Genomic DNA, 1,695 nt, shown 5'->3' with positions numbered 1-1,695 from the left:
AGGAGCAGAGGCACGGGATTCCGCCAGCACACGCTGCGCCGCACGGGCCTGCACAACTTTTCGCGCTTCTTCAGGCAGGCAATCAACGTGATATTCGAAAGCTTTGGTGCCTTCACGTTTACGAACCCATTCAGGCGTTCCCGCTGAAAGACGACAAAGAGCCTCACGAATCCCTTTGACTGTCGCGGGGAGTCCGACAACACCCAGCAGTTCTTTTGCGACAATAAACATAATCAGGACGCCTTACGCATATAACTTTCTGTTTTATAACGGCTGGGCCAGATAATTTCAGGCGTTACCCCTAATGCTTCAGCAACGATCCGCTGATATGGCTTGCAAGGTGTGCGCAATACAGTTTTCAAAGAACCGGCTGCGTAACCATTTCGGCGGCTAAGCTCGCTAAAAGACAAACCACGCTTGTGGATCTCAGACTTGATGTCTTCTGGGTGCCAATCGGCAAGCAGATCTTCTTTTTGGTTCATCATTCATCTATCCTAAAAAGTTATTCAGAGGGATAACCATCGGGTTATCTCTACGGATAAAATCTTAACGAGCCAAAAGAACCAAATCAAGGTGTTTTTGGTGTATTCGGATATTAATTTAAATACTCATTTTATATCAGTGAGTTAAATAGAAAAGAACGCGCCATGACAAAAGAACTAAATGGTTCTTTTCCCCAAGCGGAAAAAGAACCTGTAATTGAGAGAGTTTTCAAGTTAGTTGAACGCTACCCTTCAAGGAGTGCTGCTGCTCGGGCTTGGGGTATAAATGTAAACACGCTTAAGAACTACTATCGAAGGAAAGAAATCCAACCAGTCCCACGACATAGCCAATTGGCTAAAATTGCTGAAGTTGAAGGAGTCACTATGGAATGGCTAACCAGTGGTGAGGGGGATGGTCCAACTGACACCAATAAAAACCAAAAGAACCAATCCGAGTTGCCGAGGGGCAATAATCTGGAGAAGTTATCAGAAATGCTATCATTTCTGGACGAAGAGGAAAGAAGGGGGTTAGTTGAAACCCTTACCCGTAAAGGCGTTGAGACTGTTTTGTACCTACTTGATGAGGACAACATCAAGCTTCTAAGGCTGGATCGTGTAATGAAAGAAAAGATACTTGGCTTACAGCCACAAACACTTGAGGAAGCAGCTCGTATCGATGAAGAAGCTGGAGAGTGTGATCCCGATAATGCAGGCGAAATACTCCCCCAAAGCCTAACGACTAAAAGAAAGCAGGCCAGCTAATTGAATTATAGGCGGGCGCCATAGCCTTGCTATGATCAGACTGGCCACTTTTGACATGACCACATTCAGAAAACATTTAAACGCCATTCAAACTTATTTAAACCACAATCATTCCAACTCAAATACCGTTCAAAAAAATCACTTTTCAGTCATTTTTTCAGGACGAGTATCAAATCACTGAATCTCTCTCAAGCCGCGCCACTAAAGGGATGACGGCTTAGTCGAGGTTCACTCGATCAGTATCAAAATGATTACCACCCCACACTTGCTGCGTTTCAGACCGGTAAACTCATCAGACCCGGATACGGTAAGTGTGTACGTTACCCGCCGCCTGTCTGATGGCATCGGCACGTTTTTCGGTCAGATCTTTATGAGGCGAATGGCTTTGTTGAATAAATCGGATTTAGATAAAAGCTCCCCTCGTCGCCGACTTCCTCAGGTAATCCGTACA

At 45.1% G+C, this 1,695-nt stretch carries 3 protein-coding genes; 1 reads left to right on the top strand and 2 read right to left on the bottom strand.

What is annotated here, in order from left to right; translation table 11 throughout:
• Both J8X26_RS27225 and J8X26_RS27220 read right to left on the bottom strand, forming a co-directional pair.
• On the bottom strand, window positions 1–231 hold a 231-nt coding region (locus tag J8X26_RS27225), incomplete at its 3' end, for a DNA-binding protein (protein WP_280118850.1).
• A 2-nt stretch (window positions 232–233) separates the two neighbouring features.
• Window positions 234–482: a helix-turn-helix domain-containing protein gene (locus J8X26_RS27220; RefSeq protein WP_208952633.1), complete on the bottom strand. Its 249-nt coding sequence runs from the start codon at window positions 480–482 to the stop codon at window positions 234–236.
• Window positions 483–647: 165 nt separating this feature from the next.
• Here J8X26_RS27220 and J8X26_RS27215 point away from each other — a divergent pair, with 165 nt between their 5' ends.
• Entirely contained in the window at window positions 648–1,244 is a 597-nt protein-coding gene (locus tag J8X26_RS27215; RefSeq protein WP_208952632.1) for a hypothetical protein, read from the top strand.
• Window positions 1,245–1,695: the final 451 nt, after the last annotated feature.

Source organism: Rahnella sp. ChDrAdgB13 (assembly GCF_017655185.1).
In the GTDB taxonomy this organism is placed as follows: domain Bacteria; phylum Pseudomonadota; class Gammaproteobacteria; order Enterobacterales; family Enterobacteriaceae; genus Rahnella; species Rahnella contaminans.
The sequence above is the reverse complement of the archived record's forward strand: the minus strand, read 5'-3'. Positions and strand labels throughout refer to the sequence as shown.

Coding starts and splice junctions, on each gene's coding strand:
- J8X26_RS27220 (WP_208952633.1), bottom strand. CDS start 482: ATGAACCAAAAAGAAGATCTGCTTGCCGATTGGCACCCAGAAGACATC.
- J8X26_RS27215 (WP_208952632.1), top strand. CDS start 648: ATGACAAAAGAACTAAATGGTTCTTTTCCCCAAGCGGAAAAAGAACCT.